The sequence below is a fragment of the Pseudorhodoplanes sp. genome (assembly GCF_035565795.1).
GTDB lineage: Bacteria > Pseudomonadota > Alphaproteobacteria > Rhizobiales > Xanthobacteraceae > Pseudorhodoplanes.
Map to the genome: position 1 here is coordinate 26,192 of NZ_DATMRV010000254.1, position 19,773 is coordinate 45,964.

The 19,773-nt window shown below is 58.4% G+C and carries 21 protein-coding genes and 2 pseudogenes; 8 read left to right on the plus strand and 15 right to left on the minus strand.

Features of this window, described 5'->3' with window-relative positions:
- Positions 1–302: 302 nt before the first annotated feature.
- Positions 303–608: pseudogene (locus VNZ93_RS23165) on the plus strand (ATP-binding cassette domain-containing protein); the annotation flags it as partial.
- A 157-nt stretch (positions 609–765) separates the two neighbouring features.
- Entirely contained in the window at positions 766–1,290 is a 525-nt protein-coding gene (locus VNZ93_RS23170; protein ID WP_325711023.1) for a MarR family winged helix-turn-helix transcriptional regulator, read from the plus strand.
- Positions 1,291–1,393: 103 nt separating this feature from the next.
- Here the strand turns inward: VNZ93_RS23170 and VNZ93_RS23175 are convergent, their stop codons facing one another.
- From VNZ93_RS23175 to VNZ93_RS24995, 4 genes and pseudogenes are all read right to left on the minus strand, one after another.
- Positions 1,394–1,492, minus strand: coding sequence for a hypothetical protein (locus VNZ93_RS23175; protein ID WP_325711026.1), 99 nt, complete (start codon positions 1,490–1,492; stop codon positions 1,394–1,396).
- 115 nt (positions 1,493–1,607) lie between these two features.
- Positions 1,608–2,246, minus strand: a pseudogene (locus tag VNZ93_RS23180) (fumarylacetoacetate hydrolase family protein); the annotation flags it as partial.
- A 7-nt stretch (positions 2,247–2,253) separates the two neighbouring features.
- Complete coding sequence (locus VNZ93_RS23185; RefSeq protein ID WP_325711029.1) at positions 2,254–2,703, minus strand: hypothetical protein; 450 nt, start codon at positions 2,701–2,703, stop codon at positions 2,254–2,256.
- The gene (locus VNZ93_RS24995; protein WP_414710172.1) at positions 2,625–2,939 is read right to left on the minus strand and encodes a cupin domain-containing protein; all 315 of its coding nucleotides are present in this window, start codon (positions 2,937–2,939) and stop codon (positions 2,625–2,627) included. The genes VNZ93_RS23185 and VNZ93_RS24995 overlap by 79 nt, the downstream gene beginning before the upstream one ends.
- Positions 2,940–3,085: 146 nt before the next feature.
- Here VNZ93_RS24995 and VNZ93_RS23190 point away from each other — a divergent pair, with 146 nt between their 5' ends.
- Positions 3,086–3,619, plus strand: coding sequence for a hypothetical protein (locus VNZ93_RS23190; RefSeq protein ID WP_325711032.1), 534 nt, complete (start codon positions 3,086–3,088; stop codon positions 3,617–3,619).
- Between the two features lie 566 nt (positions 3,620–4,185).
- Here VNZ93_RS23190 and VNZ93_RS23195 read toward each other — a convergent pair.
- The 4 genes from VNZ93_RS23195 to VNZ93_RS23210 all read right to left on the minus strand — a co-directional run bounded on the left by VNZ93_RS23195 (position 4,186) and on the right by VNZ93_RS23210 (position 8,991).
- Positions 4,186–4,929: an ABC transporter ATP-binding protein gene (locus tag VNZ93_RS23195; protein WP_325711035.1), complete on the minus strand. Its 744-nt coding sequence runs from the start codon at positions 4,927–4,929 to the stop codon at positions 4,186–4,188.
- Entirely contained in the window at positions 4,926–6,689 is a 1,764-nt protein-coding gene (locus VNZ93_RS23200; RefSeq protein ID WP_325711038.1) for a branched-chain amino acid ABC transporter ATP-binding protein/permease, read from the minus strand. The genes VNZ93_RS23195 and VNZ93_RS23200 overlap by 4 nt, the downstream gene beginning before the upstream one ends.
- Positions 6,686–7,726 carry a branched-chain amino acid ABC transporter permease gene (locus VNZ93_RS23205; RefSeq protein WP_325711041.1) on the minus strand — a complete coding sequence of 347 codons (1,041 nt, stop codon included), beginning with the start codon at positions 7,724–7,726 and terminating at the stop codon, positions 6,686–6,688. The genes VNZ93_RS23200 and VNZ93_RS23205 overlap by 4 nt, the downstream gene beginning before the upstream one ends.
- 110 nt (positions 7,727–7,836) lie before the next feature.
- Positions 7,837–8,991 carry an ABC transporter substrate-binding protein gene (locus VNZ93_RS23210; RefSeq protein ID WP_325711044.1) on the minus strand — a complete coding sequence of 385 codons (1,155 nt, stop codon included), beginning with the start codon at positions 8,989–8,991 and terminating at the stop codon, positions 7,837–7,839.
- A 242-nt stretch (positions 8,992–9,233) separates the two neighbouring features.
- Here VNZ93_RS23210 and VNZ93_RS23215 point away from each other — a divergent pair, with 242 nt between their 5' ends.
- Positions 9,234–9,968: an IclR family transcriptional regulator gene (locus VNZ93_RS23215; protein ID WP_325711047.1), complete on the plus strand. Its 735-nt coding sequence runs from the start codon at positions 9,234–9,236 to the stop codon at positions 9,966–9,968.
- Here the strand turns inward: VNZ93_RS23215 and VNZ93_RS23220 are convergent.
- Genes VNZ93_RS23220 through VNZ93_RS23235 form a run of 4 tightly spaced genes read right to left on the minus strand, consistent with a single transcriptional unit; the run spans position 9,965 to position 13,258 of the window.
- Entirely contained in the window at positions 9,965–10,999 is a 1,035-nt protein-coding gene (locus tag VNZ93_RS23220) for an alcohol dehydrogenase catalytic domain-containing protein (protein ID WP_325711080.1), read from the minus strand. The genes VNZ93_RS23215 and VNZ93_RS23220 overlap by 4 nt on opposite strands.
- Positions 11,000–11,004: 5 nt before the next feature.
- On the minus strand, positions 11,005–11,496 hold the full coding sequence (locus tag VNZ93_RS23225; RefSeq protein ID WP_325711050.1) for an aromatic-ring-hydroxylating dioxygenase subunit beta: 492 nt from the start codon (positions 11,494–11,496) through the stop codon (positions 11,005–11,007).
- Positions 11,493–12,878, minus strand: a complete 1,386-nt coding sequence (locus tag VNZ93_RS23230; RefSeq protein ID WP_325711053.1) for a Rieske 2Fe-2S domain-containing protein — start codon at positions 12,876–12,878, stop codon at positions 11,493–11,495. The genes VNZ93_RS23225 and VNZ93_RS23230 overlap by 4 nt, the downstream gene beginning before the upstream one ends.
- A gap of 2 nt (positions 12,879–12,880) precedes the next feature.
- Positions 12,881–13,258 carry a Rieske 2Fe-2S domain-containing protein gene (locus VNZ93_RS23235; protein WP_325711056.1) on the minus strand — a complete coding sequence of 126 codons (378 nt, stop codon included), beginning with the start codon at positions 13,256–13,258 and terminating at the stop codon, positions 12,881–12,883.
- 121 nt (positions 13,259–13,379) lie between these two features.
- On the opposite strand from VNZ93_RS23235, the gene VNZ93_RS23240 reads away from it, so the two are divergent.
- Positions 13,380–13,661: a hypothetical protein gene (locus VNZ93_RS23240; protein WP_325711059.1), complete on the plus strand. Its 282-nt coding sequence runs from the start codon at positions 13,380–13,382 to the stop codon at positions 13,659–13,661.
- 28 nt (positions 13,662–13,689) lie between these two features.
- Here the strand turns inward: VNZ93_RS23240 and VNZ93_RS23245 are convergent, their stop codons facing one another.
- Positions 13,690–14,706, minus strand: coding sequence for a dihydrodipicolinate synthase family protein (locus VNZ93_RS23245; RefSeq protein ID WP_325711061.1), 1,017 nt, complete (start codon positions 14,704–14,706; stop codon positions 13,690–13,692).
- A 228-nt stretch (positions 14,707–14,934) separates the two neighbouring features.
- On the opposite strand from VNZ93_RS23245, the gene VNZ93_RS23250 reads away from it, so the two are divergent.
- The 3 genes from VNZ93_RS23250 (at position 14,935) to VNZ93_RS23260 (ending at position 18,245) form a co-directional block, all read left to right on the plus strand.
- Complete coding sequence (locus VNZ93_RS23250) at positions 14,935–16,047, plus strand: 5-methyltetrahydropteroyltriglutamate--homocysteine S-methyltransferase (protein WP_325711064.1); 1,113 nt, start codon at positions 14,935–14,937, stop codon at positions 16,045–16,047.
- 27 nt (positions 16,048–16,074) lie between these two features.
- Positions 16,075–16,974 (plus strand): VOC family protein, encoded by a 900-nt coding sequence (locus VNZ93_RS23255; RefSeq protein WP_325711067.1) that lies wholly within the window; start codon positions 16,075–16,077, stop codon positions 16,972–16,974.
- An 83-nt stretch (positions 16,975–17,057) separates the two neighbouring features.
- Positions 17,058–18,245: a cobalamin-independent methionine synthase II family protein gene (locus tag VNZ93_RS23260; RefSeq protein ID WP_325711070.1), complete on the plus strand. Its 1,188-nt coding sequence runs from the start codon at positions 17,058–17,060 to the stop codon at positions 18,243–18,245.
- A 584-nt stretch (positions 18,246–18,829) separates the two neighbouring features.
- On the opposite strand, the gene VNZ93_RS25000 is transcribed toward VNZ93_RS23260, so the two are convergent.
- Both VNZ93_RS25000 and VNZ93_RS23265 read right to left on the minus strand, forming a co-directional pair.
- Positions 18,830–18,994: a fumarylacetoacetate hydrolase family protein gene (locus VNZ93_RS25000; protein WP_414710173.1), complete on the minus strand. Its 165-nt coding sequence runs from the start codon at positions 18,992–18,994 to the stop codon at positions 18,830–18,832.
- A gap of 292 nt (positions 18,995–19,286) precedes the next feature.
- The gene (locus tag VNZ93_RS23265) at positions 19,287–19,727 is read right to left on the minus strand and encodes a hypothetical protein (protein ID WP_325711072.1); all 441 of its coding nucleotides are present in this window, start codon (positions 19,725–19,727) and stop codon (positions 19,287–19,289) included.
- Between the last annotated feature and the right edge of the window lie 46 nt (positions 19,728–19,773).

Sequence of the window (19,773 nt, forward strand, 5' to 3'; positions counted from 1 at the left end):
GTTCGCATAATCCGTTACCCTCATTCTCGGTGAGGTTCTCGGGGGCCGACAAAGCATCGCTGAGAATGCTGGCGTTCTTCCAACCGGCTTCCTGATCTGGCGGCTTCATGGCGAACTCCCCAAGCTGGGCATCCAGAATTGCAGAAAGGTTCACTTCCGGCCGACAGCTGTTCGGACCGAATGTCTCCCATCTATATTAACGCCCCACCTCGCTCCTTGAACCCTATTCCGCTGTACAGGACAGGGATCTCACCCATCGATTTCCGGCTGGTAACGCGTCGCTACGCGGAGCGGACTTCAGCGGGTTGTCCGGCGGAGAGACGCAGCGTGTTTCGATCGCGCGCACGCTGGTCAATGACCCTCAGGTTCTGTTGCTCAACGAGCCCACAGGCTCAAGAAAGCTGCTTGAGCTGGTTTCTGGGTTTAGCGTTGAGAAGGAGCCGAGAGGCCCCTTCTTTATGTCTGCTTTGACCAAAGCGGACGCAACTCAAGTCGGATGTCGAGCCACCAGCAAGGCACCCCGTCCAAGTTCGGCCAAAATCAGAACGAGCGAAACCAATGTTTGCTGCTGGGACCGCGCACTCTGCTGGCACTGCCGTGTCCTTTGAATTCCGTCTGTCGCGAACCCTAGGTCCCGGGCGGTGCGCAGTTCAAACCTTAACAGTATAGTGCCATAACGGATCGGAGCAGGTCGCCCGATGCTTTGCAGTTTGTTGCCAGTTATCGTCGGCGTATAGTTCCGGTGCAACGCAGCGGTGGAAGAGAATGGTGAGCGGCGCATCTGCGAAGAAAAAGTCGGCTAAGGCGGCTTCCGAGGGACGGGAGCGGATGTTTCACCGACCAGGCCATCTCGTCCGGCGGCTGCACCAAATCTGTGTATCGGTCTTTCTTGACCAGGCCGAGGACTTGAACCTCACCTCGCTTCAGTTTGCCGCGCTGAAGGGCATCGAGAAATCGCCGGGAATCGAGCAGATCTCGTTGGCACGTTCCATCGCGATTGACAGACAGACCGCCAGCAACGTACTCGGCCGACTAGAGAAGCGCGGCTTGATCCGCAAGCATGACAAGGACAAGCGGACCAAAGCCTTGTTTCCGACTTCGAAGGGCAAGGAGATTATCAGCGTCATGGCCGGGCGGACGGAGAAGATCGACGAACTCATCCTTTCGCCACTCAACAAGGTCGAGCGGGCGCAGTTCCTCGACACGCTGCTGCGGCTCGTCGAAGCCAACAACGAGTTGAGCCGCGCGCCGATGGGCGACCAAGGCAAGGGAAAGACGGCCGTTGGCTAGCTTGTACCGCACTTCGAAGGACACTTCGGCATGGGCATGCTCTGCTTCGCACACCAGCCATGGCGCCGGCGGCGGGACTTGCGATTTCGTGGTCGCGTTGCATCTAGCCGATGATAAGCCTTCCGGCAGCCACTCCGTTGATTTCGCAGTCAAGAATGTCGCCCTTCGCCACCGGGCCAACGCCCTCGCAGGTCCCGGTCATGAAGACGTCGCCGGGGTGTAGCGTGTAGAACTGCGATGCCCACGCGATCTGGCTTCAGTGACGTGATCATATGCCGGGTGTTTGACTCCTGCCGCGTCTCGCCGTTCACCCTCAGCCGGAGATCGAGGGCTTGCGGTTCCGCCACCTCGTCTGCGGTTGTCAGCCAAGGACCGAGCACTGCATAGGTGTCCGGAGATTTCCGGAAGCTGCGATCCTCGGGGCCGCGCACTACGAAGTCCAGCGCAATCGTATAGCCGGCTACGTGCTCAAGCGCGTCTTCCTCCGCGATATGGGAGCCCGGTCGGCCGATCACCATTCCGAGTTCCATCTCGTGGTCGTTGCGCCGGTGGGGGAAGCGGATCCGCATGCCCTCGCCGAATCCCGTGAGCGCGCTGTTTGCCTTCAGGAACAGTCCCTGGTCCTCCAGGCCCCCCGCATAGCGCGTAGTGAATTCGTCGCGCTGCTCGTGCGCCTCCTCGACATGTTTGAGATAGTTCACCGGCACGCCGATGATTTTCGTCGGGCTGGCCACCGGGCTCCGGAAGTAGACATCGGCCAGCGGCTTGCGTTTGCGGGAGCCGGCGAGCGACCTCGCTGCCGGCACCACCTTGTCGAGATGCGCAACTAACAGGTCGCCAGAAAGGCGCGGCGGGTAGACAGCCCGCGGCAGTACGTCCAGCGCGGCGGTGACGTCGGCGACGCCGTCGCCCTCCACCACGTCCAAGCGGAAATTATCAAACCAGCACAGTCTCACGTTCGACTCAGCCCTCGTCGACCTTTAGATTGGAGTGATAGACGCGCAGCCTACGGAACACCTCGCGGTCGGTCACGAGAAAGATCCGCGCGGGACCCTTCGTGCAGCGGTGCGAGACGTAGTTCCATTGCGGCAGTGTGATAATGTCGAGCGGCTTCCAGGCGATGCTGGTGCCACTGATCGTGCTCTCGCCCTCGCCTTCGACGACCAGCATCAGCGCGTTTGCGTTCTCTCGGAACGGCTCCGTCTGCTGACCTTCGTCGAGTTGCATCATCAAGCAGTCGAGCAGCGTGATCGCCGAGCCACCGTCCAGCGGGTTAACGTAGCGCACACGCCGCGCCCCATCCGGGGAGCGCGGCGCGCCGGAAAGCGCGCGGACTACGTCGACATAGGGATAACGAAAGCGCGGCGAGTGATCTCGCCGGCCGACGTGCGCTTCCGGCAGGATGTTGGGCACCGAATAGACCGTGTCGTCCGTCGTGGGGGCACCTCGATCATAGGCGGCGGCTCAAAACGCGCGGTGCCGAGATAGTTGTGCAGCGGCACGTCCAGAACGTCGAGCCACATCGCCTCGCGCTTGCCCTCGTGGCGGTGTCCATGCCAGCCCCAGTCGGGCGTGAGCACGAGGTCGCCAAATTTCATAGGGCAGTCTTTGCCATCCACTGTAGTGGTGACGCCGTCGCCCTCGACCATGAACCGGATTTGCCGCCATCGAGTGCCGGTGCGCACGCGCGGTTTCGCCAGGCTTCTACGCGTCGGAGGAAGAGTTTCTCTACGCCCTGGCCGACGCCCTCGCCATCGAATACCGAGCTATCGCCGACGCCGGCCTGATCCTTCAGGTGGACGACGCTTGGCTGCCCGCGCTTTGGGACCGTATCGGCATCGGCATGGGCCTCGAGGCATTTCGCAAGCGCTGCATGATGCGCGTCGAGGCGCTGAATTACGCGCTGAAGGGAATCCCGCAGGAGCAGGTCCGCTATCATTTGTGCTGGGGCTCGTGGCACGGCCCTCACGCCTTCGATATAGGCCTCAACGAGATGGTCCCGATCCTGTTAGCGGTGAATGCCGGCGCCTACCTGATCGAGGCCGGCAACGTGCGTCACGAGCATGAATGGGAAGTGTGGAAGGACTGCGCCTTTCCCGACGGCAAGATACTTATTCCCGGCGTAATCAGTCACGCCACCAACGTTGTTGAGCATCCTGCACTGGTGGCGCAACGCATTGGTCGTTTCGCGGAGGTGATCGGAAGGGAGAACGTGATCGCCGGCGCCGATTGCGGCGTTGGAGGCCGCGCGCATCCGCAGATCGCTTGGGCCAAGCTGAGGGCCCTCGCCGAAGGTGCCGCCATCGCCAGCGTTCGCTATTTCAGCTGATTGGTTTGCCGGGGCCGCGCTGGCGACACATACCTGACGTCCTTTTCATCGTAACGCTGCGCGAAATGACTGACGGGAGAATGTGCGCCGCGCGGCTAGTCCGGTCAATCGGTGAATTGTCCCGTTCGAGCGACAAACACCGAAGCCCTCGGGCAGCAAGCGCGCGTATAGATTTTCGATCTGCTTAATGAATTTAAGCGCGTCGGAATGTTGCTTCGTGGGGTTCTGTAGCTTGCGCTGTCGCGACTTTCATAGACTTGCATACGGTCACAACGGCAGAAACTTAAGGGCTGCGACGGCGGAGTTGCTCGTCGTACTCGTAGATATCAAAATTCGATCCCACCTGACGAGCCTTGATGCGCCGCAAGCTGACTTCATAAACGCGTATCGGGCCGCGAGCTCTCGCTGTGCAGTCCAGTGCGAGTTGCCGATTATGGGTTCTTTCCCAAAAAGGTTTGGACAAGGCCTCTCGATGAATCAGGCCACCACGCTGTTAACCTGCTCGGCGAACAGACTCTCATTATAAACGAGGGTATGTCGGGAAGTAGGTCAGTCCAGATCTCCGATTAACGATTTCCGATGTCATCGTCGCTTCGCATCGCCATTCCGAGGAAGCTTTCCACCACGCGTTCGTCCCGCGCAAGTACCTGTGCGGGGCCTGAAATCGGTACGCGACCAAGCTCCATAACGTAGCCATAGCTTGCCAAGTCCAGTGCTGCGCGCGCGTTTTGTTCAATCAGGAGGATGGAGACCCCAGTCGCGCCGAGGTTAGAGATAATCTGAAAGGTTTCGCTGACGATGCGCGGCGCGAGCCCCAGGCTCGGCTCGTCGAGCATGAGGAGAGTTGGGCTCGCCATGAGGGCACGTCCCATCGCGAGCATCTGTCGCTCGCCACCCGACAGAGTACCGGCATGCTGCCGCCATCGTTCCTTCAGGCGAGGAAAGTTCGCGTAGACTGTGTCCAGCCGCGCAGAGAGTTCATCGCGTCTCGTCCAAAAAGCGCCAAGCCGCAGATTGTCATCGACAGACAATGTCGTGAATAATTCTCTTCGCTCGGGCACCAGCGTAATGCCGGCGGCAACACGCTGTTCGACAGAAAGTTCGCCGATATCGGCGCCATCAAAATGGATATCGCCCGAACTCTGCAGCAACCCCATGATGGCGTTGAGCAATGTCGATTTTCCTGCGCCATTTGCGCCGATGACAGTAACGATGCTGCCGCGTGCGAGATCGATTGATACTCTGTGCAGGGCCTCGGCCCGTCCATAGGAGACCGACAGGTCGCGCGTTGACAGGATCGTCTGGGTCACGCCGCGTCTCCAAGGTATGCCTCGATGACCGCGGGATTTCGCCGGATCTCGTCCGGTGTTCCCTCGGCGATCTTGACGCCGAAATCGAGAACGATAACGCGGCTTGCAAGCCCCATGACGAATTCGAGATCGTGCTCGACTAACAGAACGCCGACGCCTTCCTCGCTGACCTTCCGGATCAGCGACGAAAGGTCTTTCTTTTCGCGATAGCGAAGTCCAGCGGCGGGTTCATCAAGCAGCATGAGGGAGGGGTCCAGCGCCAGAGCTCGCGCGATTTCGAGTATCCGCTGTTGTCCCAGAGCGAAGCTGCCTGCCGGCCGATGGATTTGGTCGGCCAGGCCCACACGCCCGAGTTGCTGGCTTGCGTCGTAAAGCAGTTGCCGTTCCTCGTCCCTGTCGAATCTGAACATGGCTCTGATGGTACCTGCATGGCCGCGCAAGTGTGCGCCAAGGGCGACGTTGTCCAGCGCGGACATGTCCGGCGCAAGCTTGACGTGCTGAAAGGTGCGCCCAATTCCAAGTGCTGCAATCTCGCGCGATGACAACCGGTCGATGCGTTGGCCTGCAAACCACACCTCGCCCGCTGAGGGAGACAAAATCCCGGTGATCAAATTGAAGAGGGTCGACTTGCCTGCGCCATTCGGTCCAATCAGCGCGGTGACCGTGCCGGCTTCGACGGAGAAGCTGGCGTTTTCGACCGCCACGAGACCGCCGAACGTCTTTCTGATGCCCTTCAGTTCCAGTAGCGGGCCGGCCGATTGATGTTTCCGTCTGGTCAGTACCGGGGCAGGGGCCGGGTCCGGCCTCTTGGCGGCCGGAAAGAAACGTCGGAAAAGCGGGAGGATCCCGGTTGGAGCGGTCTGCAGGATTGCTATGAGCAGAATCCCAAAGGCAATGGTTTCAAAGCTCCCTGTTCGCCCGAGCAGTTGGGGCAGCAGATCTTGAAGCTGATTTTTCAGCAGCGTGACGAGAGACGAGCCGAGCAGTGCACCCACAATGTGGCCCGCTCCTCCGACCACCGCCATCAGCAGGTATTCGATACTTGCGTTTAGCCCGAAAGCCGAGGGCGCCAGAGCGCGCTGGAAGTGCGCAAAAAGCCATCCGGATAGTCCCGCTAATAGTGCCGCATAACAGAAAACAATCAGCTTGATCCGGGGGGTATTAACTCCGAAGGATTCGGCGGCGAGGCGACCCTGACGCAGCATGCGGATGGCGCGCCCGGTGCGTGACTCCAGGAGATTGGCAGACAGGATGAAAGCGAGGACGACGAAGACCCATAGGACGAGATAGAAAGATCGCACGTCATACAGCGCGTAGGACCCGATCGACAGCGGTGCAATCCCGGACAGGCCGTCATGGGCGCCAAGAATGGCGGTGTTGCCGAAGATGTAATAGAAAGCCACTGCCCAGGCGATCGTACCCACCGGGAGGTAATGACCCGACAGTCGGGTTGTTATCGCACCGATCAGCAGGGCGCCCAGCCCTGTGATCCCCAACGAAACCGGCAGGGCAAGCCACGGCGATAGACCGTATCGAACAGACAGCACGCCTGTCGCGTATGCGCCGAAACCGACAAAGGTTGCTTGCCCGAAGGACGTCATCCCTCCAACGCCGGTGAGCAGGACAAGCCCGAGCGTCACCAGGCCGAACAGCCCGATATAGATCGCGAGGGTGATCCAGAAGTCGCGGAATCCCGGAATGAATGGCAGTGCAAATGTGACAGCCGCGAATGCGATCGCTGCACGGCGCGATGTCGTCATTCCTCGTCCTCCTCGACGGTGACCGAGGATAGAGATCGCCAAAGGAGCACCGGAATGAGCAGGGAGAAAACGATCGCTTCCTTGTAGGCGCTGAGGCCAAAGGAAGCGAAGGCTTCGGTCAATCCGACAACAAGTGCTGCGCCGACCGTCACCGGATAACTGATCATCGCTCCGACGATCGAGGCGATGAAACCCTTCAACCCAATCATCAGGCCGGTATCGAAATAAACGGTCGTCACAGGTCCGATCAGCACGCCGGAGACAACGCCGATCAGGGCCGCGATTCCGATCGCAAACATGCCTGACAATGCCATGGGAATTCCCACCAGGCGGGCGCCAGTTCGATTGATCGCGGAGGCGCGTAGCGCCTTCCCGGTGAGCGTGCGGTCAAAAATCAACCAAAGCGCCACCAACAAGAGAAGGGTCGTGATCACCATTGCAATGTTCTGGCCGGTGATGAGAAGCCTCCCGAAGGAAACCGCAAAGTCGAGCAGCGACTCTGTACGCACGCCTTCAGGGCCGAAAAACAGCAGACCGAATCCGATTAGGGCGAGATGAACACCGAAAGCGGCGATGAGAAGCACAAGAACGGATGCTTCAGCCAGTGGCGCAAAAACCAGACGGTAGATGACAAGGCTGAGAGGAATAAGGATCGCCGCTGTGAGTACAACCTCGACAAACAGGCCGAGCTTCAGCGGCGCAAGGACCTGGACGACGAGCACCAGCGCCAGCGGGAGTACGACATCTACAATCGCAACTCTCCCAAACAGGCGGGCGGTCAGTTTCCGGCGCGCGCGAATTAAGTCGAATAGGCCCGCAGTGACTGACAATCCGACGAGTAGCCATACGATTGCTGGGAAGTCGCCTTGCTGAAGAGCTGTCAAAGTCAGGACAGTGAAGGCTACCAAGTCACCTTGGGGGATCCAGATGATGCGCGTGACCGTGAAGACAAGGACAAGGGCGATCCCGAGCAGCGCATAGACCGAGCCGTTCACCAATCCATCCTGGACGATGTAAAGGAGGGTGGTGGAGTCCACATCTTTCTCCAGAGAGGCGCGCCTTCGCCGCTGTCGTGAGCGACTCGCAAAGCATGATCGGGCAGGAGCCACTTGCGCGGTTCGTGCCCGATCAAAGCTCGTAATCGATATTAGCGGAGGAGCAGGAACTTCCCACCCTCGACCTTCATCATCGAGGCCGCGCGATGGTCGTATCCGTTGTGATCGGTAGGCGAGTAGGTGGCGAAGCCGTTGATGAGCGGCACTTCCTTGAGACTCTCAACCGCGTCGCGCAACGCGCTGCGGAATTCCGGCGTCCCTGGCTTTCCGCTTTTCAAGGCAATCGGAATGGCGCGGTTCAGAATGGTCGCGATGTCCCACTGATGGGCTGCGAAGATAAGTGCGGGTTTGTTGAATTTCTTCTTGTATTCCGCGATGAGCGCCTCGGCGGTCTTGCGGATTGGGTCGTCCCCCGGCAGCTGTTCCACCACAGCGAAGGGGCCGGCTGCGAGCACGGTACCCTCGACCGATTTGCCGCCGAGCTGGATGAATGCCGGCGTCACGACACCTTGAGTCTGGTAAATTGGCTTGTTGTATCCGCGTTCTCGAAGCGATTTCTGCGGCAAGACCGCGGGTGTGCCGGAAGCCGCAATCAGAATCGCATCCGGATTGGCGGCCAATAGCTTCAGGACCTGACCCGTCACGCTCGTGTCGGTGCGCGCGAACGCCTCTCGCGCGACGATCCGGATCCCTTTCGATCCGGCTACCTTCTCCAATTCGCGGAACCAGCCATCACCGTAGGCATCGTTGAAGCCGATAAAGCCGAGCGTCTTGACGCCTTGTTTGGCCATGTAATCCGTGGTCGCATTGACCATGATGCGGTCGTTGGGGACGATTTTGAAAGCCCAACGCCGCCTATCGTCCATCGGCTCGATCACCGCAGCTGTTGCCGTCGGAGACAGCAATGGCACCTTGGCCTCCGCCGCGATATCGACCAATGGAAGGGATGTCGGAGCGATCGTCGATCCGACGAGCACGTCGACATTCTGCTCGGTGATGAGCTTGCGGGCATTGGCGGCGGATTTCGTTCCGTCCGAAGCGTCATCCAGAACGATCCATTCGACTTTCTGACCGCCGAGTTCGGTCGGAAGGACCTCGAATGACTCCTTCTGAGGCGCTCCGAGCGCCGCCGCAGAGCCAGTCGCGCTGACGGTCGCGCCGATCTTGATCGTGTCGGCCTGCACCGCCGTCGCCGCTGTCACGAATGCGGCTGTGGCGACAATCGCCAGCCTTTGCCAAGTTGGCATTCCTCCCTCCTGCGTTATGTGAATTATCTGCGGTCACTTCGGACAGCTTTTCTGAGGCACATTCTCCCGTTGTCGGCTATTGACGGACGCCGGAATCAGCGGGCTGGCTGCGGATCTGACTTGCTACCTCCTGCGGTTGCCATAACTTGGATAAACGCGCTGTTGAGATGTCTCGTTCACAAATATAAACTAGTACAGTTATGAAAACAGTTGCCCAAACTGCTGTCAAGTCAGCCGACCGCGTGCTCGACGTGCTCGAGCTATTCGTGACAACTCGTCGACCGATGTCGCATTCAGAGATTGCCGGCGAGCTCAACATCCCGAAGAGCAGCCTCACTCAGTTGCTTCGAAACCTCGAGAGCCGCGGCTATCTAACCTTTACCCCAGGCGCCAACACCTACTCCCCAGGCCCCGCCATCGCCAAGCTGGCATCGAGCCTGCGCGTGTCCTTCGACATTGCGTCGATTGCCCAACCCATCATCGATTTGGTCGCAAAGCGCGTTCAGGAGACGACGTCGGTCTCGGTGCTCCGGGGCAATGAAGTAGAGCGGGTCGCGACAGCGAACGCGATCCAGAGGCCTCTGCGCTACTGGATGACAGTTGGCGAGAGAATGCCGCTTCATGCCACGTCAGCCGGCAAGGCCATTATGGCGTTTCTGCCGGCGAAGGACCGCAACGAAATCATATCGTCTCTGCCGTTGAGCAAGACGACGTCTAAGACGATCGGGTCGATTGCTGCGCTCAAGAGCGAACTAAAGCGGACCGCGGAGGAGAAGGTGGCTTATTCGAACGAGGAGTTTGAATTGGGAGTCTTTGGCATCAGCGTACCGATTCTCGATGCAAAACAACGCCCGGTCGCATCCTTGGGCGTCGTATTCCCATCGGTAAGGGATACGGCCGCCCATCGCGATGCGATCCTCAAAGCGCTACGCGATGGAGGACGACGGCTGGAGGATGAAGTCAACCATCTGGCCTAGTCAGGCTTGATTAAAACCTTCAGAGTGCGACCATCGAGCGCTTCCTCAAAACCGCGAACGGCGTCCTGCAGCGGGATGACATGGCTGATCAGTGGCCGCAGATCGACCTGTCCGGAACGCACAAGGCGCATGGCGTGAACCCAGGACGCGAACAGACGGCGGCCATGCAAGCCCCGAACGGTAACGCCGCGATGCAGCCATTTCTCAACATCGAGCGATATTGAGTCACCAGGCGCGGCGGCGAGCCTGATTTCACCACCCGCCGTTATCACTTCGGTCGCCAGCTGGACCGATTCCGCCGCAGCGGAAAAATCGATGAAAACGTCGGGGCCGTTGCCGTCGGTCAGGTGAGTGATAGAGCCGCGAGCATCGCGCTCAATCACATCGATAGTTTCGTCTGCGCCGAATTCTTTCGCCTGCGCAAGCCGCATAGGGTTCTTGTCAGCGGCGATAATCCGATTTGCGCCCAGTGCGCGCGCCGCCTTGACAGCCATCAGCCCGATTGGTCCGCATCCCGCAATTACGACGTTGAGCCCAGATACGCCCGAACCCTCCATAACGGCATGCACGGCGACGCCAAATGGCTCAAACATAGCCGCGACCTCGTGTGACAGGCTTGGGTCTAAGACGTACAGGATCTGCTCCGGTAGCGTAGTGTAACGGGCAAAGCCTCCGTTGATGTGAATGCCTGGATAGCGCGTATGAGGGCATACATGAGCAAAGCCACGCAGACAGGTGTAACAATGCCCGCACGGAATGTGGCTCTCGACGGACACGAGATCGCCAAGTTTGACGCGCGTCACGCCCGGCCCGACGCTGTCGACCACGCCTGAAATCTCGTGGCCGAGCACAACGGGCAACGTCATGGTTCGCAAGAAGGGCAGCCAATTGTAAATTGCAAGGTCAGTGCCGCAAATGCCGGTGGCGCTTACACGGATCCGCACCTCGCCAAAGCCAGGGGCCGCCGGCACAGCGATCTCGTCCAGGGATAGACCGCCTGTTCCGGGTTGAGTTTTGCGGAGCGCCAGCATGGCTTTCAAATGTTGTAGATATCCATGACAGTCGGGATCACGTCATTAAGCACCGTGATTTTCTTTTTTGCGATCAGCCATCCCGGCTCCGATGGTCTGAGAAGGTATTCGTAATAACCGTAGAACGTGGTGGATTGCTGGAGCCGATATGAGTGCGTTTGCCAGTTTGCCTTGACCTCGCAATATCCGTCGGCAAGTGCCGCGACGCGGATATTTGTCACAAGATGGCATGTCCGGGGAAGAGGGATGGACGCCGACGATTGATTAAGTCTCAGTCGGAAGATGCGATCTTCCAGCCCTGAGCGGCTGTTGTAATAGATAAACGAGATTTCCGTATTGGGGTTGTTGGTCAGCTCGTGCTCGGAGTCCCAGGCAGGAACCCAATACTCGACATCTTCCGCAAACAGCTCGAGCCAGTCATCCCATCGCTTTTCGTCCACGGCGGCGGATTCAGCAAACAACAATGCTGAAGCCGACCTCGACAGGCTGTCAGTCATTCGCTCTTGCGCTCCATTCCGCGGACCATGAGTTCTCGCCAATAGGCGTACTGCCCAAGGTAAATGCCTTCGTCGCCTATCCAGCTGCCACTGCTCAGCGGGTTGATACCAAGTTTGTTGGCTTCATCGTTCGGTCCCGAGATTTGATGCCCGGCTCCGCGGCTGAAATCGCTGCGGGGCACCGCGCGTGCACTGAAGCCGATCTGTGAGGCGTCGAACTCGGAAAGGTCATCGGGTGTGGCCATACCGCTCGCATTGAAAAAATCTTCGTAATAGCGAATCCGCTTGCGGCGCTCTTCAGGGGTCTCCCCAACCGGCGCAAGGCCGTAAACAGTGACTTTGGTCTTGTTGACGCTGATCGGCTGGATAACGCGGATCTGCGAGCTTTGCTGATCCATGAGAAAAACACTTGGATAAAGCAGGAGATTACGAAGTCGCCCAATGACCCAGTCCGCCCGCAAGGCGCCCATTCGACGCGCGAATTCCTCGCGGCGATTGTAATTGAAACGATCCTGCGGGTTTGTCCAGTCTCCCCAAATCATGGTGTGTCCACGACCGAAATCGAAATATCCGCCCTTGACCTTGCTGGGATCTGTCACGGGGTTCATGCCCCTGGTCTTGTCGCCCTGAGTATCCATCTTGGCGCGATGCTGCTGCGTCGCGATGAAATTCCAGTGCACCGTACTCGGGTGGTAGCCGTCGACGCCGTTCTCGGCCTGCAGCTTCCAGTTTCCATCGTAGGTGTAAGAGCAGACGCCTTTGATCAACTCCACGGCGTCGCCTTGGTCGACAAGCATGTCGATGAATACCTTGGCGTCACCGAGATAATCGGCGAGTGGCGCTATATCCGAATCGAGGCAGGCGAAAATGAAGCCGCGATAGTTTTCGACTCGTGGCACGCGCTTGAGGCCGAGTTCTTTTTTGTCGAAGGCCGCCGGATAGGCGCCGACCGCTTCTTCCTTTGGGGCGATCAGCGACCCATCCGAGTTGAATGTCCAGCCGTGATAGGGACAGGCGATGATACGCGCGTTTCCCCGGCTCAACCGGCAGACCATTGCACCCCGGTGTGGGCAAGCATTCAGGAATACGCCAAGATCCCCCGCTTTGCTGCGCATCGCGAAGACCGGCTGTCGTCCGATCGATGCGGTTACATAATCTCCCGGCCGCTGCAGTTGACTTTCGTGTGCGACGAAAATCCAGACGCGTTCCCAGATGAGTTCCATCTCGAGTTCGAAGATGGCCGGGTCCAGATAAATTCGTCGGTCGATCCGGGTAACCCCGTCCGGACGAAAGTCAATACACGCTGCCAGCTCTTGCGGCGTCAGTGTCGGGCGCTTCGCCTCCTGCCGACCAAAACGTAATCCGAGATCTTCTAGCTGCATAACTAGTCCTTTCGTGCCGGCAGCATCGCGGCCACATCGACCTGAACATCATTGCCATCGATCCGAAGCGGATAAACGGCAAGGCAGCCGGCACCTGGCATCAGATTTTCGCCGGTCTTCGCATCGAAATCCCAACTATGCGCAGCACAGGTAAGGACAGCTCCATCGAAGTCGCCATCGATTAGCGGGATGCCTTCATGCAGGCACAGCGCCTGGAACGCGCGTGGCTCGCTGTCATCAGGCCAGACGACTAATATCTGGTGACCCTCGTGCTCGAACTCGCGCATTTCTCCGACTTTCAAATCATCAAGACCGCACAGTCGCGAATACGCCACGATCACCTCACGATAAGCTTGCTCGCAAGAAATCGAACATGTCATCGATGTTCACACTTGCGAACGTGATCATAATCATGAATATAGCGAAGCTGCTCCGCGGGCAAGCCCTTGCTCCTGTTCCAGACGCCCGTGTGTTGAGATTCTCCATTCGTACGATCGACCCGTGGCAAAGCTTTCAGACTTCACCAACAGGCTCGCGCGCAATCAGCATGGTGGGATCATGGGCTACCTGCGTCGTGACAACGGCGCGTTTGAGGGCCCAATGCTTCTTGAGATTTTCGTGAAAGATGGGCGCCTTACATGTGCGGACATCGAACGGTGTCGCCGCCAGTCAGATCTTGCTATTGATGAAGAAATGGGATTTCGCGGAAAGATCATCGGTTTGAATGGTCCGTTACCGCGAGTGCTCGACTGCGGTGATATGTTGATTGCGCTCGACGACTAGGTCGGTCTAAAGCCTTTACGACAACGTTCTATCCATTCGCAGCTACGCGCGAGCGGACTTTACTATAGCGTTCGTGCAGCGCCGCCCATGCGCGCCCGGAGCGCCTCGCGCCCTCCAGAAACGATTCAGGCGCAAGGTGATAAGGCGGACGGCAAGGGCCAGCATTCATCCAGCCAGCGGCATTCATGCGTTCTTTTTCGAGGCTGATGTTGTACTTGGAAAATTCGTTGAAATCGCCATTCGGAAAGAAACCGGCTTCGGCAGCGCGCATCGCATCCGTGACTTCCTTGGCGTTGCTCCAGTCGCCGGTCTGCTTGGCCTCGGCAACGGTATCGCGAAGTCGAATGACGGTCGCCGGGCCGTTCACTGCGCAACTGGTCCAAAATGCAGTGCAAGCGTCAGGCGCCATGCGAGCGGCGCCATAATAGTCCACATCGATTGGCAAGAAGCGAATTCGATTTTTGGTCACGGCCAGGTCGTTGAGCAGCATGCCAATGCCGAGATACTTGCACGCAATGACCTGAGGGATTTGCGCGACCTGCTCCCAGAACGGGCGAGGGAACATGAACTTGAAGGCCGCGGGATTGGCGTAGACACAGATCGCCATTTCAGGACAGGCTTCCGCAACGTCACGATAGAATTGAATCGCGGTAGGCAAGTCGACCTGACACCACATGGGCGGGCCAAGCATCGTTCCGTCAAGGCCAAGATCGAACGCAGCAGCCGTCTGACGTATGGATTCCCTCGTATTCAGGCTGGTTGTGCCCCCGAACACCGGTACACGTCCGCGCGCCGCTTCCGCGCATGTCGCCATGAAAGCGCGCTTCTCGTCCCACGTCAGGGTGGCGCATTCGCCGAAGGTGCCGAGCGTCAGAATTCCGTTCACCCCAGCCTTGATCAAGGCATCGACGGCGCGGGCAGTCTCGTCCAGATTCACGGTATTGTCGTTTCGCCAATCCGATGCACCATCGAGGGCGGGCGTGGGTAGAATGGCCCATGCGCCTGTCACGTCAGCAGCTGACAGTCGATCTCGCCGCACTCTCATCTTTCGCCTCGTTCATAGCTGTGAACAGAGTTGGTAATACGAACATAGCGAAATTATTCGACGTTGAAAACGGGTGTCACGTGCCCAATCGGGTGTGCGCCTAAATGAACCAATTTGTATTGACGAACATAACAGCCGCCCTATGCTGCCGACAAAGAGCGGAAGCGATAGTGCTGGGATTAAACTGGCCGCAGTCTCCGCCAATAATCGGATCGAGGAGGGCCGCCCATGTCGTCACGTCTCAAGCCACCATTCCGGGCGGATCAAGTTGGTAGTCTGCTTCGTCCCGAAAGCCTCAAGGAGGCGCGGCGTCAATTTGCTGAAGGCAAGATCAGCGCAGCCGATCTGAAAGAGAAAGAAGACAAGGCCATCCTAGAAGCGATCCGTGGTCAGGAAGAAATTGGACTTCAGGGTATCACGGATGGCGAATTTCGACGGGAGGCCTGGCAGACCGATTTTCTTTCACATCTCGATGGAGTGGAAGCTGGTCTCGCGCAACTTCCGATGCCCGGCGGAAAGGTGGAGTCGTTTCGCGTTGCCAAGGTCGTTGGTCCGGTCGGATTTTCGAGCCATCCGATGATCGATCATTTCAGCTATGTGGCGAAACACACCACGCGCACGCCTAAAATGACGATTCCGTCGCCGACCATGATGGTGTCGCTCATGCGCGACTGGCGGGGCATCGTCAGTGCCGACGCATATGACAATATCGACGATCTCTACAGAGATCTTGGTGCAGCCTATCGCGGAGCGATCCGGGCGTTCTACGACGCCGGATGCAGGTACATTCAGCTGGATGACTGTAATCTCGCGTTCATGTGTGATCCTGAACGGCGTCAGGCGATGGAATCGCGTGGTGACAAGCCGGCGCAGGTGCTGGGTCGCTTTGCGGAATTGATCAACTCGGCTCTCGAAGGGCGGCCCGACGACCTTACCGTCAGTATGCATCTTTGCCGGGGAAATCTTCGCTCGAACTGGATGGCGAAGGGCGGGTACGAGTTTGTCGCCGATACGCTGTTCAACAAGATCAATGTGGACGCGCTGTTTCTCGAATATGACAGCGAAAGAGCTGGAGGCTTTGATCCGTTGCGCGTGGCTTCCTCCAATGGAGGTCCCCTTATCGTTCTCGGACTGGTAACGACGAAATCCGGTCAGCTTGAGGACCGGGAGATGGTCAAGCACCGGATTGATGAGGCGGCGCGCTATGTCGGGCTCGAGCGATTGTGCCTCAGTCCGCAATGCGGTTTCGCCTCGACTGAGGAGGGCAACCTTCTGAGCGAGGACGAGCAGTGGCGCAAGCTCGCTTTAACACAGCAAATCGCCGCGGACGTGTGGCACTGAGGGCACGCTCATTATTGGACTTTCGACATGTCGGTGAAAGTAATAAAACTTGGGTTTCTCGGGCTGAATGTCGTGAAGCTCGACGAAATGCTGCATCATTATGGGAAGGTTCTCGGGCTCTCGACTACGGCGGATACGGGGGCAGGCGAGGCGTACTTTTCGTGCGGTAACGAACATCACGCCATTTCGTTTTTCCGTGGTGATCAGCCCGGCCATCGACACGTCGGGCTCGAGATCGCCCCGGAGCAGACACTGGAGGAAGCCTCCAGGGCTTTGACTGCAGGTGGCGTTCGTAACGAAATTCAAACCAGTCGCTTTCATGGCATCGACAAAGTCATCGAGCTTCACGACCCGGACGGCTATCCCGTTTATCTTTATTCCGGGATGACGCAATCTGACGTGCCGTTTTCCAGTAATGGAAGTGGAATTGCGCCACGCAAGCTCGGTCATGTTGCGATGCACGCAAATGACGCCAGGGTATCCACAGAGTTCTTTACCGAACAGCTGGGCTTCCGCTGGTCCGACTGGATGGCGGATTTTTTCGTCTTTCTGCGATGCAATGCAGACCATCATTCGCTGAACTTCATGACGTCGCCACGTCGCGGCATGTTTCATGTCGCCTTCGAGGTGGCGGATTTCTCGCAGATCGGCCGGGCCTGCGACATTCTCGGTACGCACGGAATTCCGTTGATCTGGGGACCCGGCCGTCACGGTGTTGGCCACAATATCTTCACCTATCATCACGACCCGGACGGCAACATTGTCGAAGTCTTCGCGGATATGGATCGGATTTCGGACGAGAGGCTTGGCTATTTCGATCCGCGCCCGCATCATCAGGACTTCCCGCAAAAGCCCAAGGTCTGGCCGCGCGAACTCGTCGCGGCCAACATGTGGGGCATCCCGCCGCCGCCCGGGTTTGAGGCGTAGCGCCGTGCGGTGAGCCTCTCGACGCAGAGAGCCGCCAGAATTTCAAAAGATTGCGCTGTCTCTACACGGTCGGGAGGATTGGAATGAGCAATCGCATCTTGACGACCCATGTCGGAAGCTTGGTGCGACCGAACGACTTTCTCGAAGTTCTTCGTGCCGCGGCCTCTGACAACCCCCCACCGCCTGACGTCTACGACGCATCACTGCGCCGGGCCATCGAAGAAGTGGTCAGGAAGCAAGCCGAAGTCGGAATCGATATCGTCAGTGACGGCGAGTTCGGAAAAGGGACAAACTGGGCGTTTTATGTTCATTCGCGCCTGACCGGCATTACGTCGCGGCCCCTTACCAGCGAAGAGGCAGCTGATCCGCTCGCGACGATGACCGGTGGCCGTGATCGTGAGGCGTTCCCGGAATATTACGAGGAGCAAGATCGCGCCACCGGAATTGCCGGCCGGCTCAACAAACGGTTTGTCTGCAATGCTCCGATCAAGTATGTCGGCCAGAAGGAATTGCAGCGCGACATAGCCAATCTGCGCGCGGCGGTCGAGAAGACGAAGGTGCACGGTGCCTTCCTTCCAGTCGTCGCGCCGGCGAGCGCCTTGCCAAGCGCGAAGAATGAATATTACCCGGACGAGGAAAGTTTTCTGTTCGCGCTCGCCGATGCGTTGCACGAGGAATACAAGGCCATCGTCGATGCCGGGTTGACCGTGCAAATCGACGATGCCTTCTTTCCGTTCATGCACGAGAAACTGGTTCCGCCGATGTCACTCAAGCAATATCGTGACTGGGCGCAGCTGCGCATCGACGCGCTCAATCGTGCGCTCCAGGGGATACCGACGGAGCGAACGCGCTATCATGTCTGCTGGGGAAGCTGGAGCGGCCCGCACATGTTCGATGTGCCGCTGCAGGACATCATCGATATTATTCTGCAGGTGAATGTTGGCGGCTACAGCTTTGAGGCGGCCAATGTTCGTCACGAGCACGAATGGAAGGTATGGAAGGCCGCCCGGATCCCGGCAGGAAAAAAGCTCCTGCCGGGGGTGGTTAGCCACGCTACGAATGTTGTCGAACATCCCGAACTCATTGCCGATCGTTTGGTGCGCTTTGCCGGGATCGTCGGCAGGGAGAACGTCATCGCTTCCACGGATTGCGGCTTCGCGCAAAGCCCGTTTACTCGTCGCGTTCATCCAACGGTAATGTGGGCGAAGTTGCAGTGCATGGCCGAGGGCGCGCGCATTGCGTCACGCGAATTGTGGAATGCGGCGGCATAAGCGGGATGTTAATCGGCGAGGGAAGCTAGCTCGGATGTCATCCCCAGAAAATACAACGTTTACAGCCCCCAATTACATGCGCTCGGCTTCTTGACGATGTCGCGCCACACCGGAAAGTCACGCTCGATAATTGCAGCCAGCTTTCCACTGTCCTGTCCGACGGGATTAAAGCTCTGTCCGCTCAAGCGGTCACGGATCGCCGGCTCGGCGAGAATCTCTTTGATCTCCTTCGATCTTCGCCGCTACGTCTTTGGATCTTCGCTGGTCCAAAAATGCCGTACCAAGCGTTGACACGATATTCTGGGAGAATCTTCTCGGCGATCGTATCTCAAGTGCGGTGGCGGGCGCTTACGCCCTGCGCACGATTTGGTGGCTGGGGTTGCGTTCAAACATCCTCGCAATTTCGTCGATCTTGGTTGCGGAATAGGAAATGAACCAGGGCGCCGAGTTTGTATCGCGTAATCTAGACCTGGGGCGTATCAGCATGGGCGTGATCCTCGACGTTTCCCGGCCGAGGTAAGCCGACGGACGGAGCTTATGAGTGTACAAATGTGGTCATCTGGCCGACATGCGTCACTCTTCTCCTAAGAATGTCGCCGGGATGAACGGGGCCGACCCCTTCCGGGGGCCCCTGTCATGATCACATCACTGGGATATGGCCTGTAGCCACATGACGCATAAGACAGCTTTGGAATGCTGAAGAGTAGGGATCTGGTATTGGAGGCTTGGCGCTTCGTGCCGTTATTCAAGGTCTAGATAAAAAGTTCTGGGCGTTCGCTGTTCGGTTCGCTGTTTCAGCGAAAAAATATGCTGTTATGGGTCACAGGGAAAAATGCGGGGTTGTTCCCGGAAAGCAGAGACTTTTCTGGTTCGCTGTCCTTATGGGAACGTCGAAAGCCGCGAATTGCCCTGTTTTTTTTTCCCTGTTATCAGGGAAACCCTCATGCAGCGGCTCGTTCGCGCGCTGCTGTATGTGCCACCACACTAGGAAGTTTGTCCCCGGGTTTTCCTAATCTCCGGCCATTTCACCGCAAACACGGCTCAGTTTTGCTGCCAGCAGAGTCTTTGCGGAGCCTTATTTCGTCGAAGCTCCCGCGATTCCGCGCTCTTTCCCTGGCCCCCGAAAATACGTTTCGAAGTCATTTCGAATTTTTGGCGCAGAGACCGGTTCGAATCTAACGCCGACGTCAGCCCGATCACGCGCCCGTCAGTCCGCCTCATCGCGAAGGACCGCCGTCCGATCAAAGCCGAACACACGATGCCGGCAGGCCCGAGACCGAGCTTGCGATTCAGGGAGCGCGGCTGCGCGGCAAATTCAATGTGCTCGCGGGCGAGGCGCCTGGCGCCGAACGAGCCGGTCGGCTGCTGCAGGCCGGTCAAGACACTGGATGCGCAGCCGGATGCCGGCGCGACCATGCGGATTGCGGATGCCGGATAACGATTGTCAGCCGCATCAGCCGCTTTGCTTGCGGTAAATCGCAAGAGCGAGCGCAAGGTCGAGCGCGGTCAGCCCCTGGATGACAGCGAG

Excerpts from the sequence above, each read along its gene's own strand:
- VNZ93_RS23255 (WP_325711067.1), top strand. The coding sequence starts at position 16,075 with ATGTCGGTGAAAGTAATAAAACTTGGGTTTCTCGGGCTGAATGTCGTG.
- VNZ93_RS23175 (WP_325711026.1), bottom strand. The coding sequence starts at position 1,492 with ATGACCGGGACCTGCGAGGGCGTTGGCCCGGTGGCGAAGGGCGACATT.
- VNZ93_RS23210 (WP_325711044.1), bottom strand. The coding sequence starts at position 8,991 with ATGCCAACTTGGCAAAGGCTGGCGATTGTCGCCACAGCCGCATTCGTG.
- VNZ93_RS23225 (WP_325711050.1), bottom strand. The coding sequence starts at position 11,496 with ATGACTGACAGCCTGTCGAGGTCGGCTTCAGCATTGTTGTTTGCTGAA.
- VNZ93_RS23235 (WP_325711056.1), bottom strand. The coding sequence starts at position 13,258 with ATGACATGTTCGATTTCTTGCGAGCAAGCTTATCGTGAGGTGATCGTG.
- VNZ93_RS23220 (WP_325711080.1), bottom strand. The coding sequence starts at position 10,999 with ATGCTGGCGCTCCGCAAAACTCAACCCGGAACAGGCGGTCTATCCCTG.
- VNZ93_RS23250 (WP_325711064.1), top strand. The coding sequence starts at position 14,935 with ATGTCGTCACGTCTCAAGCCACCATTCCGGGCGGATCAAGTTGGTAGT.
- VNZ93_RS24995 (WP_414710172.1), bottom strand. The coding sequence starts at position 2,939 with ATGGTCGAGGGCGACGGCGTCACCACTACAGTGGATGGCAAAGACTGC.
- VNZ93_RS23260 (WP_325711070.1), top strand. The coding sequence starts at position 17,058 with ATGAGCAATCGCATCTTGACGACCCATGTCGGAAGCTTGGTGCGACCG.
- VNZ93_RS23170 (WP_325711023.1), top strand. The coding sequence starts at position 766 with ATGGTGAGCGGCGCATCTGCGAAGAAAAAGTCGGCTAAGGCGGCTTCC.
- VNZ93_RS23230 (WP_325711053.1), bottom strand. The coding sequence starts at position 12,878 with ATGCAGCTAGAAGATCTCGGATTACGTTTTGGTCGGCAGGAGGCGAAG.
- VNZ93_RS23245 (WP_325711061.1), bottom strand. The coding sequence starts at position 14,706 with ATGAGAGTGCGGCGAGATCGACTGTCAGCTGCTGACGTGACAGGCGCA.
- VNZ93_RS23200 (WP_325711038.1), bottom strand. The coding sequence starts at position 6,689 with ATGACGACATCGCGCCGTGCAGCGATCGCATTCGCGGCTGTCACATTT.